1 rRNA gene is annotated in these 227 nt (G+C 50.7%); it reads right to left on the bottom strand.

Features of this window, described 5'->3' with window-relative positions:
* Positions 1–227: ribosomal RNA gene (locus HF569_RS12265) — 23S ribosomal RNA — on the bottom strand; the annotation flags it as partial.

Raw genomic sequence — 227 nt, 5'->3', positions numbered from 1 at the left:
GCCTTCCCCAGGAAACCTTAGTCATTCGGTGGATCAGATTCTCACTGATCTTTCGCTACTCATACCGGCATTCTCACTTCTAAGCGCTCCACTAGTCCTTGCGGTCTAGCTTCGTTGCCCTTAGAACGCTCTCCTATCACGCGACCTATTGGTCGCATCCACAATTTCGGTAACATGCTTAGCCCCGGTATATTTTCGGCGCAGGATCACTCGGCTAGTGAGCTATT

Source organism: Levilactobacillus tujiorum (assembly GCF_012641185.1).
Taxonomy (GTDB): domain Bacteria; phylum Bacillota; class Bacilli; order Lactobacillales; family Lactobacillaceae; genus Levilactobacillus; species Levilactobacillus tujiorum.
Note: the sequence above shows the minus strand (reverse complement) of the source record. Positions and strands in the feature narration are given on the sequence as shown.